This is a genomic window from Pseudomonas sp. xss_2 (genome assembly GCF_043104195.1).
Classification (GTDB): domain Bacteria; phylum Pseudomonadota; class Gammaproteobacteria; order Pseudomonadales; family Pseudomonadaceae; genus Aquipseudomonas; species Aquipseudomonas urmiensis.
In genome coordinates, this window is sequence record NZ_JBICKL010000032.1 from 32,356 (window position 1) to 53,842 (window position 21,487).

Here is a 21,487-nt window from a genome sequence, read left to right on the forward strand (position 1 = left end):
GAGGCGTGCGGCCCCACACGCGGGCAGATGGCACGCAGGAAGCCCGGACTAATAAGATGGCATTGAAATCCCCCGCGTTTCGTAGAAAGTTTCCGTTGTTGGTCACTGGCGGTTTGCTGGTACTGCAACCACTGGCCACCTCGTACGTGGTGGCTGCCGAGCAGTTTGACTGCCAAGTGTCCGCCTCCGGTGGTTGGGACTGCAAGCCCAAAACCTCTGTCAGCAACTTGCCGCCGCGCCCTGTGCACGATGGCGCTGCGCTCAGTTCCGGCACCGAAGCCCAGGCCACTGAAGTCGGCGCCGATGGCGAGCCCAAGCCGATGCTGGTCACCGAGGCCAAAGGCCGTGGCCTGAAAACCCGCAGCGAAGACTACAGCCATCTGGACTGGGTCCCGCGCGAGAAGCTCACCGCTGCCCAGTTGGCCGAGACTGGCCCGTACTGCGCTGGCGCCTATGTCGAGCCGATCCGCCCAGGCATGGATGACACCACGCCCAAGGACGAGTCGCCGACCTACATCAATGCCAAGGTCTCCAAGTACCAGCAAGAGCAGCAGATCGCTACTCTGGCCGGTGACGTGGTCATGCGCCAAGGCAGCATGCAGGTCGAAGCCGACGAGGCCAACCTCTACCAGACCGAGAACCGTGGCGAGCTCAAGGGCAACGTCAAGATCCGTGACAACGGCTCGCTGGTAGTTGGCGACGAGGCGCAGATCCAGCTCGATACCGGTGAAGCCCAGGTCGACAACGCCGAATACGTGATGCACAAGTCGCGCATCCGCGGTAACGCGCTGTACGCCAAGCGTGGCGAGAACGCCATCATCCGCCTCAAGGATGGTACCTACACCACCTGTGAGCCTGGCAGCAACGCCTGGCAGCTCAAGGGCAACAACATCACCCTGAACCCGGCTACCGGCTTCGGTACCGCGACCAACGTCACCCTGCGGGTCAAGGATTTCCCGGTGTTCTACACACCGTACATCTACTTCCCGATCGACGACCGTCGCCAGTCCGGCTTCCTGCCACCTTCGTTCAGCACCAGCAGCGACACCGGCTTCATGCTGGTCACGCCGTACTACTTCAACCTGGCGCCGAACTACGACGCCACGTTGTACCCGCGCTACATGACCAAGCGCGGCTTGCTGATGGAAGGCGAGTTCCGCTACCTGACCAAATCGAGCGAAGGTCAGTTCGGTGGCGGCTACCTGAACGACAAGAACGACGATCGTAAAGACCAGACCGACTACAAAGATCGGCGCTGGATGATCAACTGGCAGCACAAAGGTGGCCTCGATGAGCGCCTGATGACTGAAGTCGACTACACCGACATCAGTGATCCGTTCTACTTCCAGGATCTGGAGACAGATCAGATCGGCGTGGAAAGCCGTGAGGTGGTCAACCAGCAAGGCGCCCTGACCTATCGTGGCGAAGGTTACACCGCACGCCTGAATGCACACGCCTACGAAATGGCCACCATTTCTCGTATCACGCCATACGACAAGTTGCCTCAGATCACCCTCAACGGCATGCTGCCGTACCACCCGGGCGGTCTGGACTTCAGCTACAAGACCGAAGCCGTGCGCTTCGAACGTGATCTCAAGAGCGGTAGCGTCTTCAACGAAGATGGCGAACTGGATACCAGTATTCGCGCCGACGGTGGTCGTATCGACCAGAACGTCTTTGGCCTGGCCCGCGCCAACGGTACCCGTCTGAATGCTGCGCCAGCGATCAGCCTGCCACTTGAGGCCAGTTACGGCTACATCAAGCCAACGCTGAAGTACGTCTACACCCATTACGACCTCGACCTCGATGGCAAAGGCAAAAATGACCTCGCCAACGCTTCCGATGCCGTACGTGATCTGCAGGGTAACTTCTCGAGTTCGCAAAGCCGTAGCGTGCCGGTCCTCAGCGTCGACAGCGGCCTGTACTTCGACCGCAGCACCCAATGGTTCGGCAAGAACTATCGCCAGACACTTGAGCCGCGCCTGTACTACCTCTACGTCCCATACGAAGATCAGAAGGACATTCCAGTCTTCGATACCGGTGAAACCTACTTCAACTATACCTCGCTGTTCCGCGACAACCGCTTCAGCGGCTCTGACCGGATCGGTGACGAGAACAAGCTGTCGCTGGGTGTAACCAACCGCTGGATCGAGGAAAACGGCTTCGAGCGTCAACGCTTCAGCATCGGCCAGGCACTGTACTTCAAAGACCGCAAGGTCCAGCTGCCAGGTATCGACTGGCGCGGCCGCGAGGATGCTCAATCCGACGTATCGCCTATCGCGCTCGAGTACCAGTTCGCCTTCAACCGCGACTGGCGCTTCAACTCCGACTACAACTGGGATCCGGACAGCCGCAGCCCACGTTCGGGTAGCGCGATGTTCCACTACCAGCCAGAAGACGAGCCGAACAAGATCGTCAACCTCGGCTACCGCTACCGCAACGACTTGGTGCGCTACGACTCGGCGACCGGTCAGTGGCAAGTGGGCGGCGGCGACTACGGTACACCTGGCAGCCCGAACTACATCAAGGACTACTACAAGATCCAGCAGCACGACTTCTCGGTCATCTGGCCGATCGTGCCGCAGTGGAGCGTCATCGCACGTTGGCAGCATGACTACAACCGCAACCGCACCCTGGAAGCCATGGGCGGTTTCGAGTACGACAACTGCTGCTGGAAACTGCGTCTGATCAACCGTTACTGGATCGACTACGACGACTTCAGCCAGGCCGTTCCACAGAACGAAAAAGGCGACCACGGTGTCTTCCTGCAGATCGTGCTGAAAGGCCTCGGTGGCGTGGTGGGCAACAAGGTCGAGACCTTCCTCGACAAAGGCATTCAAGGTTACCGTACACGTGAAGACCAAGCTTATTGATCGCCTGCGCCCGCTGATGCTGGGCGCTGTAATGCTGAGTGGCGCGGTGCATGCCGCGGTACAACCTTTGGACAGTGTCGTGGCCATCGTCGATAACGACGTGGTCATGAAGAGCCAGCTGGACCAGCGCGTCCGTGAGGTCGAGCAAACCATCGCCAAGCGCGGCGGCGGCACTCCACCTCCGGGCGCACTGGATCAACAGGTCCTGGAACGCCTGATCGTCGAAAACCTGCAATTGCAGATTGGCGAACGCTCGGGCATCCGCATCACCGATGAAGAACTGAACCAGGCCATCGCCACCATTGCCCAGCGCAACGGCATGTCGCTGGATCAGTTCCGCGCCGCCCTGGCCCGTGACGGCTTGTCGTTCGAAGACGCTCGCGAGCAGGTCAAGCGCGAGATGATCATCAGCCGTGTGCGCCAGCGTCGGGTAGCTGAGCGCATTCAGGTTTCCGAGCAGGAAGTAAAGAACTTCCTCGCCTCGGACCTGGGCAAGATGCAGATGTCGGAAGAGTACCGCCTGGCCAACATCCTTATCCCAACCCCGGACGGCGCCAACTCGCAAGCCATACAGGCGGCCGCAGGCCGGGTTGGCGATATTTACCAGCAGCTCAAGCAAGGCAAGGACTTTGGCCAGATGGCCATTGAGCATTCGGCCAGCGAGAACGCCCTGGAAGGCGGCGAAATGGGCTGGCGTAAAGCCGCCCAGCTGCCGCCAGAGTTCGCCAAGCTGCTCAGCAGCATGGCCGTTGGCGACATCTCCCAGCCACTGCGCATACCTAGCGGCTTCCTCATCATCAAGCTTGAGGAGAAGCGTGGCGGCAGCGAGAGCGTGCTGCGTGACGAAGTGCACGTGCGCCACATCCTGATCAAGCCGAGCGAAATCCGTAGCGAAGCGGCCACCGAACAACTGGCCGAGAAACTCTACGACCGCATCCAGAACGGTGAAGACTTCGCCACCCTGGCGAAAAGCTTCTCGGAAGATCCAGGTTCGGCGCTCAACGGCGGCGACCTCAACTGGGTCGATCCGAACAGCCTGGTGCCAGAGTTCCGCGAGCAAATGGCCAATGCCCAGCAAGGCCAAGTGACCAAGCCATTCCGTACCCAGTACGGCTGGCATGTGCTGGAAGTGCTGGGCCGTCGCGCCACCGACAGCACTGAACAGGCTCGCGAACAACAAGCCCTGACCGTCCTGCGTAACCGCAAATACGACGAAGAGCTGCAGACCTGGCTGCGCCAGATCCGCGACGAAGCCTACGTTGAGATCAAGCTGCCTGGCGCTGACCAGGCCGCCCAGTGAAGCCCCTGCGCTTCGCCGTCACGCCCGGCGAGCCTGCTGGCATAGGTCCTGACCTGTGCCTGCTGCTCGCCACCGAGGCCCAGCCTCATCCCCTGATTGCCATCACCAGCCGTGACCTGCTCGCCGAGCGGGCCGCGCAGCTGGGGCTGGCGGTCAGTCTGCTGCCGGTTACCCCCGACACATGGCCCGACCAGGCAGCGCCTGCCGGGAGCCTGTACGTCTGGGATACGCCACTGGCCGCAAGCGTGGTGCCAGGGCAGCTGGACAAAGCCAACGCGGCGTTCGTACTGCAGACCCTGACCCGGGCTGGCCAAGGCTGCCTGGACGGACACTTCGCGGGCATGATCACCGCCCCAGTACACAAGGGCGTGATCAATGAAAGCGGGATTGCCTTCTCCGGGCATACTGAGTTTCTCGCCGAACTGACCCACACCAGCCAAGTGGTGATGATGCTCGCCACCCACGGCCTGCGCGTGGCGCTGGTGACCACTCACCTGCCCCTGCGCGATATCGCCGATGCCATCACTGGCGAGCGCCTGGAGCGGGTCACGCGCATTCTGCATGCTGATCTGCGCGACAAATTCGGCATTGCCATGCCACGCATCCTGGTTTGCGGGCTTAATCCGCACGCCGGTGAAGGCGGGCATCTGGGCCGCGAAGAAATCGACATCATCGAGCCTGCACTGCAACGCCTGCGCAATGAAGGAATGGACCTGCGCGGCCCACTGCCAGCCGATACCCTGTTTACCCCCAAATATCTGGAGCACTGCGACGCGGTGCTGGCGATGTACCACGACCAAGGCCTGCCGGTACTCAAGTACAAAGGTTTCGGCGCGGCCGTCAACGTCACCCTGGGCCTGCCGATCATCCGTACCTCGGTTGACCACGGCACGGCTCTGGACCTTGCCGGCACTGGCAAGGTCGACACCGGCAGCCTGCGCGTCGCGTTGCACACCGCCTACCAGATGGCCGAGAACCGACCATGAACGAGCACTACCAACACCGGGCGCGCAAGCGCTTCGGCCAGAACTTCCTGCACGACGCCGGCATCATCGACCGCATCCTGCGCGCCATCCACGCCAAGCCCGGTGAGCACCTGCTGGAAATCGGCCCAGGCCAAGGTGCCCTCACCGAAGGCCTGCTGGGCAGCGGTGCGCAGCTGGACGTAGTCGAGCTGGACAAAGACCTGGTGCCGATTCTTCAGCACAAGTTCGCCGGTCGCGACAACTTCCGCCTGCACCAGGGTGATGCGCTGAAGTTCGACTTCAATCAACTGGGCGTGCCGCAGCGCAGCCTGAAAGTCGTCGGCAACCTGCCCTACAACATCTCCACGCCATTGATCTTCCACCTGCTCAGCCACGCTGGGCTGATTCGCGACATGCACTTCATGCTGCAAAAGGAAGTGGTCGAGCGCATGGCCGCAGGCCCAGGCGGCGGTGATTGGGGCCGCCTGTCGATCATGGTGCAGTACCACTGCCGGGTCGAACACCTGTTCAACGTCGGCCCAGGGGCGTTCAACCCGCCGCCGAAAGTCGACTCGGCCATCGTTCGCCTGGTCCCACATGAAGTGCTGCCGTTCCCCGCCAAGGATCCGCTGCTGCTTGAGCGGGTGGTGCGCGAAGCCTTCAACCAGCGCCGCAAGACCCTGCGCAACACCCTCAAGGGCCTGCTCGACAGCCAGGCCATCGAAGCCGCTGGCGTAGACGGCAGCCTGCGTCCCGAGCAGCTCGACCTGGCCGCGTTCGTGCGCCTGGCCGACAAGCTGGCTGAGCAACAGCCGAGCAACTGACCGCGACTGATCGCGGGGCAGCCCCTGCCCCGCGATCGACTGCCCAAGGGCAATAGTTCCACAACTGGCTTCCAGCCCCTCCAATGGCCTAGACTGCATCCATTGCCGCAATTGCGTGTTTGCTCAAGGCCCTTGCATGTCCGACCCCCGCTATCAGATCGACGTCAGCGTCGTCACCCGCTATCTCAAAGAACAATCCGATCCCGACAACGAGCGTTTCGCCTTCGCCTACACCATTACCGTACAGAACAACGGCACGGTATCCGCCAAGCTGATGTCCCGGCACTGGCTGATTACCAATGGTGATGGTGAAGTCGAAGAGGTTCGCGGCGCAGGCGTAGTTGGCCAGCAGCCGCTGATCGAGCCGGGCCAGAGCCATACCTACAGCAGTGGCGCTGTGATCAGCACCCGCGTCGGTGCCATGCAGGGCAGCTACCAGATGTTCGCCGAAGACGGCAAACGCTTCGACGCCGCCATCGCGCCGTTCCGCCTGGCCGTACCCGGGGCCCTGCACTGATGGCTGTGTACGCTGTCGGTGACCTGCAAGGCTGCCTGCAACCGCTTAAATGCCTGCTCGAACGTGTGCACTTCAACCCCACCGTCGACCGCCTGTGGTTGGTCGGTGACCTGGTCAATCGCGGCCCTGAGTCGCTGGAAACCCTGCGCTTTTTGTATTCGATCCGCCAATCGCTGGTATGCGTGCTGGGTAATCACGACCTGCATCTGCTGGCCGCCTGGCACAACATCGAACGCCTGAAGAAAAGCGATACCCTGCGCGAAATCATCGAAGCGCCCGACGCCGACCAACTGCTCGACTGGTTGCGCCAGCAGAAGCTGTTGCATTACGACGAGCCGCGCGGCGTTGCCCTGGTGCATGCTGGCATTCCGCCGCAATGGACCCTGGGTAAAGCCTTGGAGCTGGCCGCAGAAGTTGAAGAGGTGCTGCGTGACGATGCCCGCCTGAAGCTCTACCTGGATGGCATGTACGGCAACGAGCCGAACAAGTGGAGCAACAAGCTGACCGGCGTCGAGCGCCTGCGGGTAATCACCAATTACTTCACCCGCATGCGCTTCTGTACCGCCGAAGGCAAGCTCGACCTCAAGAGCAAGGAAGGCCTGGACACCGCGCCCAAAGGTTACAAGCCCTGGTTCGCCCACAAAGACCGCCGTTCGCGCCACGTGAAGATCATCTTCGGTCACTGGGCGGCCCTCGAAGGGCGCGTTCATGCGCCCGGCGTGGTAGCCCTGGACACCGGCTGCGTATGGGGCGGTGCCTTGACCTTGTACAACGTCGACAGCGGCGAACTGCACCGCTGTGACTGCGCCGACGACGGCACTCCACGTCAGCCAGCACAACCCACTAGAATGAACGATCAGTCCTGAAGGAAACCGCCCCCATGAGCGAATTCAAGCGCATCCCTCCCGAGCAGGCCCAGACCCTGCGTGAGCAAGGTGCGGTGGTCGTCGACATTCGCGACCCGCAAGCCTTTGCCGCTGGCCATATCAGTGGTGCCACGCATCTGGACAACCACTCGGTCGCCGATTTCATCCGCAATGCCGACCTCGACAAACCCACCGTGGTGGTCTGCTATCACGGCAATTCCAGCCAGAGCGCAGCCGCCTACCTGGTCGGCCAGGGCTTCTCCGAGGTCTATAGCCTCGATGGCGGCTTTGAGCTGTGGCGTGGTACTTATCCGGCCGAGATCGCCCAAGGCAGCACCGAATAATTTTTTCATTTCCCTCGCAGCCCGCGTCCCGTGCGGGCTCGCGCCAGACCTGACGAACGGTCGTGGCAAACTTCTGGGCCTTGCGCCCTTGACCTCTCGTAGAACCAACTATCCTTAAGCCCAGGCCATCCAAAAAGGGGAGAGCCGGTACACCGGCGTGCGGGTCATCGGTAGCGTTTCAAGGGTGTTCTGGGGGGTATACAGCAATCGGCGAACCCGGTTGCATGCCAGCATCAGCTGACTGATCCGGCGTCGGCTCCACGTATCGAGCGAGGTGACGTCATGAGTATCTTTAGCCACTTCCAACAACGTTTCGAGTCAACCCGCCAGGAAGAACTCTCGCTGCAGGAGTACCTCGAGCTGTGCAAACAGGATCGCAGCGCCTACGCTTCGGCGGCCGAACGGCTGTTGATGGCCATCGGTGAGCCGGAACTGATCGACACCTCGAGCAACTCCCGACTGTCGCGAATCTTCTCCAACAAAGTGATCCGCCGCTATCCCGCGTTTGAAGACTTCCATGGCATGGAAGAATGCATCGACCAGATCGTCTCGTACTTCCGGCATGCCGCGCAGGGCCTGGAAGAGAAGAAACAGATCCTCTATTTGCTGGGCCCGGTGGGCGGCGGTAAATCGTCGCTGGCGGAAAAACTCAAGCAACTGATGGAGAAAGTGCCTTTCTACGCGATCAAGGGCTCGCCGGTCTTCGAGTCGCCACTGGGGCTGTTCAACGCCACCGAAGATGGGGCCATTCTCGAAGAAGATTTCGGCATCCCGCGGCGCTACCTCAATACCATCATGTCGCCTTGGGCGACCAAACGACTGGCCGAATTCGGGGGCGATATCAGCCAGTTCAAAGTGGTCAAGCTGTACCCTTCGATCCTCAACCAGATTGCCGTGGCCAAGACCGAGCCGGGCGATGAGAACAACCAGGATATCTCCGCGCTGGTGGGCAAGGTGGATATTCGCAAGCTCGAGGAATTCCCGCAGAACGACGCCGACGCCTACAGCTATTCGGGTGCGCTGTGCCGAGCCAACCAGGGCCTGATGGAATTCGTCGAGATGTTCAAGGCGCCGATCAAGGTGCTCCACCCACTGCTGACCGCCACCCAGGAAGGCAACTACAACAGTACCGAAGGCCTCGGCGCGATCCCCTACTCCGGGATCCTGCTGGCCCACTCCAACGAATCGGAGTGGCACACCTTCCGCAACAACAAGAACAACGAGGCGTTCATCGACCGGATCTACATCGTCAAGGTGCCGTACTGCCTGCGCGTCAGTGACGAGATCAAGATCTACGACAAGCTGCTGTTCAATAGCTCCCTGGCCAAGGCCCATTGCGCGCCTGACACCTTGAAGATGCTTGCCCAGTTCACTGTGCTGTCGCGCCTCAAGGAGCCGGAAAACTCGAATATCTATTCGAAGATGCGCGTGTATGACGGGGAAAACCTCAAGGACACCGATCCAAAGGCCAAGTCGATCCAGGAATACCGCGACTCAGCCGGCGTCGATGAGGGCATGACCGGCCTGTCGACTCGCTTCGCCTTCAAGATCCTCTCCAAGGTGTTCAACTTCGACCCCCATGAAGTAGCCGCCAACCCGGTGCACCTGCTGTATGTGCTGGAACAGCAGATCGAGCAGGAGCAATTCCCGGCCGAGGTGCGCGAACGCTACCTGCGCTTCCTCAAGGAATACCTGGCACCGCGCTACATCGAGTTCATCGGCAAGGAGATCCAGACCGCTTACCTGGAGTCCTACAGCGAATACGGCCAGAACATCTTCGACCGCTACGTGCTGTACGCCGACTTCTGGATTCAGGACCAGGAATACCGCGACCCGGAAACCGGCGAGATCCTCAACCGCATCGCCCTCAACGAGGAGCTGGAGAAGATCGAGAAGCCTGCCGGCATCAGCAATCCGAAGGATTTCCGCAACGAGATCGTCAACTTCGTCCTGCGTGCCCGAGCCAACAACAATGGCAAGAACCCGACCTGGCTGAGCTACGAGAAGCTGCGGGTGGTGATCGAGAAGAAAATGTTCTCCAACACCGAAGACCTGCTGCCGGTCATCAGCTTCAACGCCAAGGCCAGCAAGGAGGATCAACAGAAGCACAACGACTTCGTTACCCGGATGGTGGAACGTGGCTATACCGACAAGCAGGTGCGCTTGCTGTCGGAATGGTACCTGCGAGTCAGGAAATCGCAATAAAGCGGCAAGCTGCACGCCGCAAGCCGCGGGCTGTTCAGCGCAACGTTACGACGATGCGCCACAGCTTGCGGCCGTGGGGGCTGCTGTTTCTTGCAGCTTGATGCTTGACGCTTGCAGCTGTTTTTAGCGGAGAGACCATGAGCTACGTTATCGACCGACGCCTGAACGGCAAGAACAAGAGCACGGTCAACCGCCAGCGCTTTTTGCGCCGGTACCGTGACCACATCAAAAAGGCCGTCGAAGAGGCCGTAAGTCGCCGCTCCATCATGGACATGGAACACGGCGAACAGATCAGCATTCCCGGCCGAGATATCGACGAGCCGGTGTTGCACCATGGTCGCGGTGGTAAGCAGACCATCGTTCACCCAGGCAACAAGGAATTCACCGCCGGCGAACACATCGCCCGCCCGCAAGGTGGCGCAGGTGGCGGAGGTGGCCGCGGCAAGGCCGGTAATTCCGGCGAGGGCATGGACGACTTCGTTTTCCAGATCACCCAGGAAGAATTCCTCGAATTCATGTTCGAAGACCTGGAGCTGCCCAACCTGGTCAAGCGTCACCTGGCCGGCACCGATACCTTCAAGACCGTGCGCGCCGGGATTGCCAACGAAGGCAACCCTTCGCGCATCAATATCATCCGCACCCTGCGCTCGGCCCATGCCCGGCGCATCGCGCTGACCGGCAGTAGCCGCGCACTGCTGCGCGAGGCCAAGGCTGAACTGGCACGGCTGAAGGTCGAAGAGCCTGATAATTTCACCGACATTCAAGCCGTAGAGGCCGAGATCGAGCGCCTCAGCGCCCGCATCAACCGCCTGCCCTTCCTCGACACCTTCGACCTCAAGTACAACCTGTTGGTCAAACAACCCAATCCCAGCTCCAAGGCGGTGATGTTCTGCCTGATGGACGTTTCCGGCTCGATGACCCAAGCCACCAAGGACATTGCCAAGCGCTTCTTCATCCTCTTGTACCTGTTCCTCAAGCGCAATTACGACCGCATCGAAGTGGTGTTCATTCGCCACCACACCAGCGCCCGCGAGGTCGACGAGGAGGAATTCTTCTATTCCCGCGAGACCGGCGGCACCATCGTCTCCAGCGCGCTGAAACTGATGCAAGAGATCATGGCCGAGCGCTACCCGACCAACGATTGGAACATCTACGCGGCGCAAGCATCGGACGGTGATAACTGGAACGACGACTCACCGATCTGCCGCGAGATCCTCTCCAAACAGATCATGCCGCATGTGCAGTACTACACTTACGTGGAGATCACCCCACGCGAACACCAAGCGCTGTGGTACGAGTACGAGCGCATCGGCGAGTCTTTCCCTGACACCTTCGCCCAGCAGCAGTTGGTTTCGGCCGGCGATATCTATCCGGTCTTCCGTGAACTCTTCCAGCGCAGGTTAGCCACATGACCGCCAGAGCACAGAGACGCCAACCCATATCCACCGGGTCCGAGTGGACGTTCGACCTGATCCAGACCTACGATCGGGAAATCAGCCGGCTGGCCGAGCGTTACGCGCTGGACACCTACCCCAACCAGATCGAAGTGATTACCGCCGAGCAGATGATGGATGCCTACGCCTCCGTCGGCATGCCATTGGGTTATCACCACTGGTCCTACGGCAAGCAGTTCCTCAGTACCGAAAAATCCTACAGCCGCGGCCAGATGGGCCTGGCTTACGAGATCGTGATCAACTCCGATCCGTGCATCGCCTACCTGATGGAAGAGAACACCATGTGCATGCAGGCACTGGTGATTGCCCATGCCTGCTATGGGCACAACAGTTTCTTCAAGGGCAACTACCTGTTCCGCACCTGGACCGACGCCAGTTCGATCATCGACTACCTGGTGTTCGCCAAGCAGTACATCGCCCAGTGCGAAGAGCGCCACGGTATCGATGCCGTGGAAGACCTGATCGACTCTTGCCATGCCCTGATGAATTACGGCGTAGACCGCTACAAGCGGCCTTACCCGATTTCCGCCGAAGAGGAACGGCGCCGGCAGAAAGAGCGTGAAGAACACCTGCAGAAGCAGATCAACGACCTGTGGCGAACCATCCCCAAAGGGGCGGAGAAGGGCAGCGACCGCGACGATGCACGCTTCCCCGCCGAACCGCAGGAGAACATCCTCTACTTCATTGAAAAACACGCTCCGCTGCTCGAACCCTGGCAGCGCGAGGTAGTGCGCATCGTGCGCAAGATCGCCCAATACTTCTATCCACAGCGCCAGACCCAGGTGATGAACGAAGGCTGGGCCACCTTCTGGCACTACACGCTGATGAACGACCTCTACGACGAGGGCCTGGTAACCGAAGGCTTCATGATGGAGTTCCTCCAGTCGCATACCAGCGTGGTGTTCCAACCCGGCTTCGACAGCCCGTACTACAGCGGCATCAACCCCTATGCCCTGGGCTTTGCCATGTACACTGACATTCGCCGCATCTGCGAACATCCAACCGAGGAAGATCGCCGCTGGTTCCCCGACATTGCCGGCAGTGATTGGCTTTCTACCATCAAGTTCGCCATGAGCAGCTTCAAGGACGAGAGCTTCATCCTGCAGTACCTGTCACCCAAGGTGATCCGCGATCTGAAGCTGTTCAGCATCCTCGATGACGATCAGCGCGACGACTTGCTGGTGCCTGCGATTCACGACGAATCCGGTTATCGGGTCATCCGCGAACAGCTGGCTGCGCAATACAATTTGGGCAACCGCGAACCTAACGTGCAGATCTGGAGCATCGACCGCCGAGGCGACCGCTCGCTGACCCTGCGCCACCAGCAGCACAACCGCAAACCGCTGGGCGACTCCACCGACGAGGTGCTCAAGCACCTGCACCGTTTGTGGGGCTTCGACATCCACCTGGAAACCGTACAGGGCGACCAGATCATGAAGACCCATCACATGCCGCCACGCGGCGAGCATGGCGAGGCCGGCGACTACGGACGCATGGACCTGGCCGTGGTTCATCACCTCTAGCCAAGCCCCTCCCTTGCTGTCGACAGGTTATCCTGTGGGCAGCAAGGGAGATTTAACATGCAGATTTATAAAGTTGGCGGCGCGGTGCGTGACCGCCTGCTCGGGCGTCCTGTCAGCGATGTCGACTGGCTGGTGGTGGGTGCCACTGTTGAACAGATGCAAGCCTTGGGCTATCGCCCGGTCGGGGCCGACTTCCCGGTCTTCATTCATCCCAAGACTGGCGAGGAATATGCGCTGGCGCGCACCGAGCGCAAGAGCGGGCGTGGCTATGGCGGTTTTACCTTCCATGCCAGCCCTGAGGTCACCCTGGAACAAGACCTGATCCGCCGCGACCTGACCATCAATGCCATGGCCGAGGATGAGCACGGCAGCCTGTGCGATCCCTACCACGGCAAGACCGATCTGGATAAGCGCATACTGCGCCACGTTTCCCCCGCGTTTGCCGAAGATCCTCTCAGGGTTCTGCGCGTCGCCCGCTTCGCCGCTCGCTATGCCCCGCTGGGTTTCAGGGTGGCTGAAGAAACCCTTGAGTTGATGCGACAGATCAGCGATTCGGGTGAATTGCAGGCTTTGACTGCCGAGCGCAGCTGGAAAGAGATCGAGCGCGCCTTGATGGAAGATCAGCCGCAGGTATTCATTCAGGTGCTGCGTGATTGTGCTGCGCTAAAACAGCTGATGCCCGAGCTAGATACCCTGTTGGATAGCGACCAGCGAACCTTGGCTGTGCTCGAACAGGCCGCCCTGCATCAGCAGCCCCTGCATGTGCGCTGGGCGTGTTTGACGCATGACCTGGGTGGAGCGATCAAAGCCATCAACCAACGCTTCAAAGCGCCGCGAGAGTGCCAGGAGCTGGCCTTGCTCGTGGGTGAATGCCACGGCTATTGCCAACAGGACTACACGCTCAGCGCATCGAAGCTACTGGAGTTGCTGCAGAAGTTTGATGTGTATCGAAGGCCGCAGCGCTTCGAAGACTATATCGCGGCGTGCGAGATGATTGCTCGTGGGCGGCAACAGCTGCAGGAACAAGGTTATCCACAGGGCGCCTACCTACGTGCAGCAGCGCAAGAAGCCAAGGCGGTGGATGTGAAAAGTTTGGTGGAACGAGGCCTGACCGGGCAGGCGTTAGGCGAGGCGCTCAGGTCTGAGCGGCTGGCGGCGCTAGAGCGCTTTACCCAGGCTTGAGAATGCAATCGCGGGGCAAGCCCGCTCCCACGCCGCCCCCTCCAACGCCAACTTATCGCTGAAGCATACGCAGGAAGCGCCCGCGCTAGTGTCATCGCTGAAGCATAAGCAGCAAGCGGCTGCGCAGGAGCAACTACGTGGGAGCGGGCTTGCCCCGCGATAGCGTCAGTACAGCCCAGAACAACTGCAGCTCAGCTCACGGACGGGTCAGCTGCAACCCACGCCATTCAAACGGCACTGGCGCCAATACCTGGTCGATGCTCGCCTCCTGCCACAGCTGCGCCATGCGCTTGCCCGCCCCCGGATGCAGCAATGTCGGCGCGATCAGCGACAACGGCCACAGCACGAACGCATTCTTCAGAATCTCCGCCCGCGGCAATACCAGGCCATCGAATGTGCCATAGAGATCGTCATACATCAGCACATCGATATCCAACGGCAAGCCCCTGCGATCCGGCGCATAGCGGCCATTTTCCGCCTCGATGAACTTGAGTCGGCGATCCAGCTCCAGCAGCGGCAGGTCAGTTTGGCCAGTCACCACCAGGTTGAAGAACGGGCCGCTCTTGATCCCGACTGCCTGGCTTTCGAATACCGGCGAGCAGCGCATGTCACGCAGAAAGCCCGCCAAGGCATCGAGCCCAGCGCACAGGTGCTTCTCACGCTCGATGTTACTGCCCAGCCCTAGGTAAACCGTGCTCACAGACATCCGCGCTCGATCTCCACGCCAACACCGCCACGGGCTGCCGGGACGGCGCCCGGCTTGGTCAGCTTCAGTCGCACCCAGGGAATGTGGAACTCGTCCATCAGCACCGCGACCAGCCGCTCGGCGAAAGTCTCGACCAACTCGAAGCGCGCCTGCTCGGCAAACGCCTGAACCCGCGCCGACACACTGGCATAGTCCAGCGCCAGGCTCAGGTCGTCACCGGCCGCGGCTGGGCGGTTATCCCAGGCGAAGCTCAAGTCCAGGCGCAGGCACTGGCGAATATCCCGTTCCCAATCATAAGCACCGATCACGGTATCGACTTCCAGGCCTTCGATGAACACTCTGTCCAAGCACTTCTCTCCACAGCACGACAAGGGCGACTGGCGCCGTTAGAATCAGGGCGTCCTCGCCCGGAATAGTTAGCATGTTTTGGTTATTGGCGCTGCTCGCCTACCTGCTCGGCTCTCTGTCCTTCGCCATTGTCCTGAGCCGCCTCAGCGGCAGCCCCGACCCTCGCTCAAGCGGTTCGGGCAATGCCGGGGCGACCAACATGCTGCGTTTGGCAGGTCGCAAAATGGCGATCCTGACCCTGCTGGGCGACCTATGCAAGGGCATGTTGCCAGTACTGCTAGCCGACCTGGCCGGTTTGGGCTTGCAACAGCAAGCCTGGATTGGCCTATGCGCGGTGATCGGCCACCTGTTTCCGGTGTACTTCCGCTTCAAGGGCGGTAAAGGTGTAGCAACGGCGGCCGGCATGCTCATGGCGCTGTACTTTCCTGCCGCCCTGCTGGCCATCGTCGCCTGGGGCCTGACCTTCTACCTGACCCGCACCAGCTCGCTCGCCGCGCTGATCGCCACCCCGCTGACCCTGCCACTGCTGGCCTGGCGCGAGCCGGAAGCACTGCTGCCCATGACCGTACTCACGATACTGATCGTCTGGCGTCATCGCAGCAATCTACGCGACCTGTTCGCCGGACGCGAACGACATTTCTGAGCCATGCGCATGAGCGGCATCGAGCTTCAAACCGGCGGCAACTGCTCCATCGGCCAGCGTGCCTGAACACTGATGGCCAGATCCTGTTTCTGTCCGGCCAGCAGCCGCTGGCAACCCGCGTAGGCGATCATCGCACCGTTATCGGTGCAGAACCTGGGGCGCGCGTAGTAGACGTTGCCTTTGATGCCGGCAAGCATGCTTTCCAGCGATTCGCGCAGCGCCTTGTTGGCACTCACGCCACCGGCGATGACCAGGCGCTTGAGGCCAGTCTGCTTGAGCGCACGCTTGCACTTGATGGTCAGAGTCTCAACCACCGCCTGCTGGAACGCCAGGGATACGTCGCAACGGGTTTGCTCGTTGTCGTCTCCAGCATCGCGGCACTTCTGCCAGGTATTGAGGGCGAAGGTCTTCAGGCCACTGAAGCTGAATTCAAGGCCAGGGCGATCAGTCATCGGCCGTGGGAAGACAAAGCGTCCAGGCACGCCCTGCTCGGCCAGCCGAGCGATTTCCGGGCCGCCTGGATAATTCAGGCCAATCAGCTTGGCGGTCTTGTCGAACGCCTCGCCTGCCGCGTCGTCCAGGCTCTCCCCCAGCAGTTGGTACTGGCCGATGCCATCGACCCGCACCAGCTGGGTGTGACCACCGGACACCAACAAAGCGACGAACGGAAACTCCGGTGGCTGCTCTTCGAGCATCGGCGCCAGCAGATGGCCTTCCATATGGTGCACGCCGATCGCCGGGATATCCCAGGCAAACGCCATGGCCTGGGCGCAGGAAGCGCCCACCAGCAAGGCGCCGACCAGCCCAGGGCCTGCGGTGTAGGCGATGGCATCGATCTCGGTGGCGACTGCCCCGGCTTCGTCCAGCACCTGGCGGATCAACGGCAACATACGCTTGACGTGATCACGCGAGGCGAGCTCGGGCACAACGCCGCCATAGGCGCGGTGCAGGTCGATCTGGCTGAACAGCGCATCGGCCAGCAGGCCGCGTTCACTGTCGTATAATGCGACGCCAGTTTCGTCGCAGGATGTTTCCAATCCCAGTACTAGCATGGGTCCGTGCCTTGTGGAGGCTGAATTCGAAGGCGCGCATGATAGTCCCCGTGCCCAGTGCCGACCAGCGGTTTTCGATCAGAGGCTTTGCATTCCGGCTAGCTAAGCGTTAACATCCGCAACCCTTGAAAACCGACGTTCTCCAGCGCATCTTTGTTTTGTCAGGAGTACGTCTACCCCGGTAACGAATGAAGGTAGCCCTGGATGCCAGCCGTCAAAGTAAAAGAGAACGAACCCTTCGACGTAGCTCTGCGTCGTTTCAAGCGCTCCTGCGAAAAAGCCGGTGTACTGGCTGAAGTGCGTAGCCGCGAGTTTTACGAGAAGCCGACTTCCGAGCGTAAGCGCAAGGCTGCAGCCGCAGTTAAGCGTCACGCTAAGAAAGTCCAGCGCGAACAGCGCCGCGCCGTTCGTCTGTACTAATACAGACGTTCAACGCAAAGCTTCTGCCCTGCCCGGCTAACCGCCGGGCCGATGGCAGCGGTTGTTTCAAACCTTAGGCGTCAGCTTGAGGCGCTCTCTGCGACTTGCAGTAGAGCAAGCTGCTTGAACACGTCAGAGCTGGTCCTAGACCAGTCGTGCCGTCCCTGTCTGGCGAGCCCTTGTGGCTGGCGACGAGCACACCTCCCTCGCTTTTCCCGTACCGCTGCACTCTCTCCCGCATACTTGCGTTAGCGATTAGACTTGCCAGTTGCCAGATGACGAGACTGTTATGGCCGGGCTGATTCCCCAGACTTTCATTGACGACCTTCTCAACCGCACCGACATCGTCGACGTGGTGAGTTCGCGCGTCCAACTGAAAAAGACCGGCAAGAACTACTCCGCCTGCTGCCCGTTCCATAAGGAAAAGACGCCCTCCTTCACCGTCAGCCCCGACAAGCAGTTCTACTACTGCTTTGGCTGCGGCGCCGGCGGCAACGCCTTGGGCTTCGTCATGGACCACGACAACCTGGATTTCCCCCAGGCAGTCGAGGAGCTGGCCCGCGGCGCGGGCATGGAAGTGCCGCGCGAAGAAGGCCGGCGTGGGCACAAGCCACGCCAGCCGACCGATTCGCCCCTTTATCCGCTGCTGGAAGCCGCTGCCGAGTTCTACCGTCAGGCACTGCGCAGCCATCAGACCCGCAAGGCAGCGGTGGATTACCTCAAAGGCCGCGGCCTTTCAGGTGAGATTGCCCGCGACTTCGGCTTGGGTTTCGCCCCGCCAGGTTGGGACAACCTGATGAAGCACCTGGGCGCCGACAGCTTGCAGCAAAAGGTGATGATCGACGCCGGCTTGCTGATCGAGAACGCCGAGAGCGGCAAGCGCTACGACCGCTTCCGCGACCGGGTGATGTTCCCGATCCGCGACAGCCGCGGCCGCGTGATCGCCTTCGGCGGTCGGGTGCTGGGCGACGACAAGCCCAAGTACCTGAACTCGCCGGAAACCCCGGTGTTCCACAAGGGCCAGGAGCTGTACGGCCTGTTCGAGGCACGCAAGCACAACCGCAGCCTCGATGAGATCATCGTCGTCGAAGGCTACATGGACGTCATCGCCCTGGCCCAGCAAGGCTTGCGCAACGCGGTGGCGACACTAGGCACGGCGACCAGCGAAGAACACCTCAAGCGACTGTTCCGGGTGGTGCCGAGCGTGCTGTTCTGTTTTGACGGCGACCAGGCTGGGCGCAAGGCGGCCTGGCGCGCCCTGGAGTCGACCCTGTCGAGCCTCCAGGACGGGCGCCGTGCACGCTTCCTGTTCCTGCCCGAGGGGGAAGACCCAGACACCCTGGTACGCGCCGAAGGCACTGACGCCTTCCAGGCCCGCATCAACCAGCACGCGCAACCGCTGGCCGACTACTTCTTCGAGCAATTGAGCAACGAAGCCGACCCGCGTTCGCTCGAAGGCAAGGCGCACATGGCCACTCTGGCCGCGCCGTTGATCGAAAAAATCCCCGGCGCCAACCTGCGCCAGCTGATGCGCAATCGCCTGCGGGAAATCACCGGGCTCGATCCGCAGCAGATGGAGCAATTGGCACAAAGCGCACCAGCGCCCAGCGTGCCGGACTACGACCCTGGCTACGACTACGACGCCATGGCCAGCTACACCCCCGACTACGGCGATCAGCATCAGCCCGACTATGGCGTAGCTCATCAAAGCCATCAGGAACAGCGGCCATGGACGCCCAAACAGGGCACCGGCAAGAAACAGTGGGACAACAAACCCTGGGACAAGAAGGGTGGCAAACCCTGGCAACGCGACGGCCAACGCGACGCGCCGCCACGGGTGCCGGCACCGGTCGAACCGCCGATGTTATCGGCCCTGCGCACGCTACTGCACTACCCGCTGCTGGCCGGCAAAGTGGAAGACGCCAGCCATTTCGCCGACGAGGAACATGTTTACAACCAGTTGCTGGTGGCCCTGATCGAAGCCGCGCAGAAGAATCCTAAGCTAAGCTCAATGCAGCTGATTGCACGCTGGCACGGCACTGACCAAGGCCGCCTGCTGCGCGCCTTGGCAGAAAAGGAATGGTTGATCGATGCCGACAACCTTGAACAACAGTTTTTCGACACCATTACTAGTTTATCCGCCCGCCAACGCGAGCGCAGCCTGGAACATCTGATGCGCAAAGCACGTCAAAGTGAGTTGAGCACAGAGGAAAAATCTCAGCTTTTAGCCCTGCTGAGCCGCAATGTTCCCGCACAAAACCCGACCTCATCTGGCGCGTGAGGTCCTAGCTCGGGTATAATCCTCGGCTTGTTTTTTGCCCGCCAAGACCTTCAGTGGATAGGGTGTTATGTCCGGAAAAGCGCAACAGCAATCTCGTATCAAAGAGTTGATCACCCGCGGTCGTGAGCAGGGTTACCTGACTTACGCGGAGGTCAACGACCACCTGCCTGAGGATATTTCAGATCCTGAACAGGTGGAAGACATCATCCGCATGATCAACGACATGGGGATCAACGTATTCGAGACTGCTCCGGATGCGGATGCCCTGTTGTTGGCGGAAGCCGACACTGACGAAGCCGCAGCCGAAGAGGCCGCCGCAGCGTTGGCCGCCGTTGAGACCGATATCGGCCGCACGACCGACCCGGTGCGCATGTACATGCGTGAAATGGGTACTGTCGAGCTGCTGACCCGCGAAGGCGAGATCGAAATCGCCAAGCGTATCGAGGAAGGCATCCGTGAAGTCATGGGCGCTATCGCTCACTTCCCGGGTACTGTCGACTACATCCTTAGCGAATACGACCGCGTCACCACCGAAGGTGGCCGCCTGTCCGACGTTCTCAGTGGTTACATCGACCCTGATGACAACATCGCCGCACCGACCGAAGAAGTGCCGATTCCTGGCGCCAAGGCCGCTGCTGCGAAGGAAGAGGCCGACGACGAGGAAGAGGAAAAGGACGGCGATGACGAAGAGGAAGAGGCCGAAAGCGGTCCCGATCCGATCATTGCTGCCCAGCGTTTCGGCGCGGTTTCCGACCAGCTCGCCATCACTCTCAAGGCGCTGAAAAAGCACGGCCGTACCCATGCCGAAAGCATCGGTGCCATGCAGGCCCTGGCTGATCTGTTCATGCCGATCAAGCTGGTGCCCAAGCAGTTCGAAGTGCTCGTCGAGCGCGTTCGTGGTGCCCTGGATCGCCTGCGTCAGCAAGAGCGCGCGATCATGCAACTGTGTGTTCGTGACGCTCGCATGCCGCGTGCCGACTTCCTGCGCCTGTTCCCAGGCAACGAAGTCGACCAGACCTGGAGCGGTGACCTGTCCAAGCGCAGCACCAAGTGGGCCGCCGCGCTGGGCGAGAAGAACGACGCGATCGTTGCCTGCCAGCAGAAGCTGGTCGACCTTGAAACCGAGACTGGCCTGACCGTCGCCGAGATCAAGGAAATCAACCGTCGCATGTCGATCGGCGAGGCCAAGGCCCGTCGCGCGAAAAAGGAAATGGTCGAGGCCAACCTGCGTCTGGTGATCTCGATCGCCAAGAAGTACACCAACCGTGGTCTGCAGTTCCTCGATCTGATCCAGGAAGGCAACATCGGCTTGATGAAGGCGGTGGACAAGTTCGAATACCGTCGCGGCTACAAGTTCTCGACCTACGCCACCTGGTGGATTCGCCAGGCGATCACCCGCTCGATCGCCGACCAGGCGCGCACCATCCGTATCCCGGTGCACATGATCGAGACGATCAACAAGCTCAACCGTATTTCCCGCCAGATGTTGCAGGAAATGGGTCGCGAACCGACCCCGGAAGAGCTCGGTGAGCGCATGGAGATGCCTGAGGACAAGATCCGCAAGGTGCTCAAAATCGCCAAAGAGCCAATCTCCATGGAGACGCCGATTGGTGATGATGAAGATTCGCACCTGGGCGACTTCATCGAGGACTCGACCATGCAGTCCCCGATCGATGTAGCCACGGTCGAAAGCCTCAAGGAAGCCACCCGTGACGTGCTCGGCGGCCTGACCGCACGCGAAGCCAAAGTGCTGCGCATGCGTTTCGGTATCGACATGAACACCGACCACACCCTCGAAGAGGTCGGCAAACAGTTCGACGTGACCCGTGAGCGGATCCGTCAGATTGAAGCCAAGGCGCTGCGCAAGCTGCGCCATCCGACCCGAAGCGAGCACCTGCGCTCCTTCCTCGACGAGTGATGACGAACCCCGGCCCAGGCCGGGGTTTTTCTTGGGCGCAACACTGCAAGCGCGATCAAACTTAAA

18 protein-coding genes are annotated in these 21,487 nt (G+C 60.7%); 15 read left to right on the forward strand and 3 right to left on the reverse strand.

Annotated elements, in window-relative coordinates; genetic code table 11:
- Window positions 1–56 precede the first annotated feature (56 nt).
- The 11 genes from ACF8K2_RS04505 (at window position 57) to ACF8K2_RS04555 (ending at window position 14,053) form a co-directional block, all read left to right on the forward strand.
- Window positions 57–2,873 (forward strand): LPS-assembly protein LptD, encoded by a 2,817-nt coding sequence (locus tag ACF8K2_RS04505; protein WP_392463657.1) that lies wholly within the window; start codon window positions 57–59, stop codon window positions 2,871–2,873.
- Window positions 2,854–4,173: a peptidylprolyl isomerase gene (locus ACF8K2_RS04510; RefSeq protein WP_186552679.1), complete on the forward strand. Its 1,320-nt coding sequence runs from the start codon at window positions 2,854–2,856 to the stop codon at window positions 4,171–4,173. Before ACF8K2_RS04505 ends, ACF8K2_RS04510 begins: the two co-directional genes overlap by 20 nt.
- Window positions 4,170–5,159 (forward strand): 4-hydroxythreonine-4-phosphate dehydrogenase PdxA, encoded by a 990-nt coding sequence (gene pdxA / locus ACF8K2_RS04515; RefSeq protein WP_312153875.1) that lies wholly within the window; start codon window positions 4,170–4,172, stop codon window positions 5,157–5,159. Before ACF8K2_RS04510 ends, pdxA begins: the two co-directional genes overlap by 4 nt.
- Complete coding sequence (gene rsmA, locus ACF8K2_RS04520) at window positions 5,156–5,962, forward strand: 16S rRNA (adenine(1518)-N(6)/adenine(1519)-N(6))-dimethyltransferase RsmA (RefSeq protein ID WP_186552681.1); 807 nt, start codon at window positions 5,156–5,158, stop codon at window positions 5,960–5,962. The genes pdxA and rsmA overlap by 4 nt, the downstream gene beginning before the upstream one ends.
- Before the next feature lie 136 nt (window positions 5,963–6,098).
- Window positions 6,099–6,479, forward strand: a complete 381-nt coding sequence (gene apaG, locus ACF8K2_RS04525; protein ID WP_186552682.1) for a Co2+/Mg2+ efflux protein ApaG — start codon at window positions 6,099–6,101, stop codon at window positions 6,477–6,479.
- Complete coding sequence (locus ACF8K2_RS04530) at window positions 6,479–7,345, forward strand: symmetrical bis(5'-nucleosyl)-tetraphosphatase (RefSeq protein ID WP_392463662.1); 867 nt, start codon at window positions 6,479–6,481, stop codon at window positions 7,343–7,345. The genes apaG and ACF8K2_RS04530 overlap by 1 nt, the downstream gene beginning before the upstream one ends.
- A 14-nt stretch (window positions 7,346–7,359) precedes the next feature.
- A complete protein-coding gene (gene glpE / locus ACF8K2_RS04535; protein WP_186552684.1) occupies window positions 7,360–7,689 on the forward strand; it encodes a thiosulfate sulfurtransferase GlpE in 330 nt (109 codons plus the stop codon).
- A 282-nt stretch (window positions 7,690–7,971) separates the two neighbouring features.
- Window positions 7,972–9,894: a PrkA family serine protein kinase gene (locus tag ACF8K2_RS04540; protein ID WP_186552685.1), complete on the forward strand. Its 1,923-nt coding sequence runs from the start codon at window positions 7,972–7,974 to the stop codon at window positions 9,892–9,894.
- Window positions 9,895–10,031: 137 nt separating this feature from the next.
- Window positions 10,032–11,306 (forward strand): YeaH/YhbH family protein, encoded by a 1,275-nt coding sequence (locus tag ACF8K2_RS04545; protein ID WP_186552686.1) that lies wholly within the window; start codon window positions 10,032–10,034, stop codon window positions 11,304–11,306.
- A complete protein-coding gene (locus ACF8K2_RS04550) occupies window positions 11,303–12,871 on the forward strand; it encodes a SpoVR family protein (protein WP_186552687.1) in 1,569 nt (522 codons plus the stop codon). The genes ACF8K2_RS04545 and ACF8K2_RS04550 overlap by 4 nt, the downstream gene beginning before the upstream one ends.
- A 57-nt stretch (window positions 12,872–12,928) precedes the next feature.
- Entirely contained in the window at window positions 12,929–14,053 is a 1,125-nt protein-coding gene (locus ACF8K2_RS04555) for a multifunctional CCA addition/repair protein (protein ID WP_392463668.1), read from the forward strand.
- A gap of 196 nt (window positions 14,054–14,249) precedes the next feature.
- On the opposite strand, the gene folK is transcribed toward ACF8K2_RS04555, so the two are convergent.
- Window positions 14,250–14,759: a 2-amino-4-hydroxy-6-hydroxymethyldihydropteridine diphosphokinase gene (folK, locus tag ACF8K2_RS04560; protein ID WP_392463670.1), complete on the reverse strand. Its 510-nt coding sequence runs from the start codon at window positions 14,757–14,759 to the stop codon at window positions 14,250–14,252.
- Complete coding sequence (gene folB, locus ACF8K2_RS04565; RefSeq protein ID WP_186552690.1) at window positions 14,750–15,106, reverse strand: dihydroneopterin aldolase; 357 nt, start codon at window positions 15,104–15,106, stop codon at window positions 14,750–14,752. The genes folK and folB overlap by 10 nt, the downstream gene beginning before the upstream one ends.
- 74 nt (window positions 15,107–15,180) lie before the next feature.
- Between folB and plsY the strand changes: the two genes are divergently transcribed.
- Window positions 15,181–15,750 (forward strand): glycerol-3-phosphate 1-O-acyltransferase PlsY, encoded by a 570-nt coding sequence (plsY, locus tag ACF8K2_RS04570; RefSeq protein ID WP_186552691.1) that lies wholly within the window; start codon window positions 15,181–15,183, stop codon window positions 15,748–15,750.
- 26 nt (window positions 15,751–15,776) lie between these two features.
- Here the strand turns inward: plsY and tsaD are convergent, their stop codons facing one another.
- On the reverse strand, window positions 15,777–16,802 hold the full coding sequence (gene tsaD, locus ACF8K2_RS04575) for a tRNA (adenosine(37)-N6)-threonylcarbamoyltransferase complex transferase subunit TsaD (protein WP_186552692.1): 1,026 nt from the start codon (window positions 16,800–16,802) through the stop codon (window positions 15,777–15,779).
- Between the two features lie 204 nt (window positions 16,803–17,006).
- On the opposite strand from tsaD, the gene rpsU reads away from it, so the two are divergent.
- From rpsU to rpoD, 3 genes are all read left to right on the forward strand, one after another.
- Window positions 17,007–17,222: a 30S ribosomal protein S21 gene (rpsU, locus tag ACF8K2_RS04580; RefSeq protein WP_002551877.1), complete on the forward strand. Its 216-nt coding sequence runs from the start codon at window positions 17,007–17,009 to the stop codon at window positions 17,220–17,222.
- Window positions 17,223–17,511: 289 nt separating this feature from the next.
- Window positions 17,512–19,503 carry a DNA primase gene (dnaG, locus tag ACF8K2_RS04585; RefSeq protein ID WP_186552693.1) on the forward strand — a complete coding sequence of 664 codons (1,992 nt, stop codon included), beginning with the start codon at window positions 17,512–17,514 and terminating at the stop codon, window positions 19,501–19,503.
- A gap of 67 nt (window positions 19,504–19,570) precedes the next feature.
- Window positions 19,571–21,421 (forward strand): RNA polymerase sigma factor RpoD, encoded by a 1,851-nt coding sequence (rpoD, locus tag ACF8K2_RS04590; RefSeq protein WP_392463677.1) that lies wholly within the window; start codon window positions 19,571–19,573, stop codon window positions 21,419–21,421.
- The last annotated feature ends 66 nt before the right edge of the window (window positions 21,422–21,487 follow it).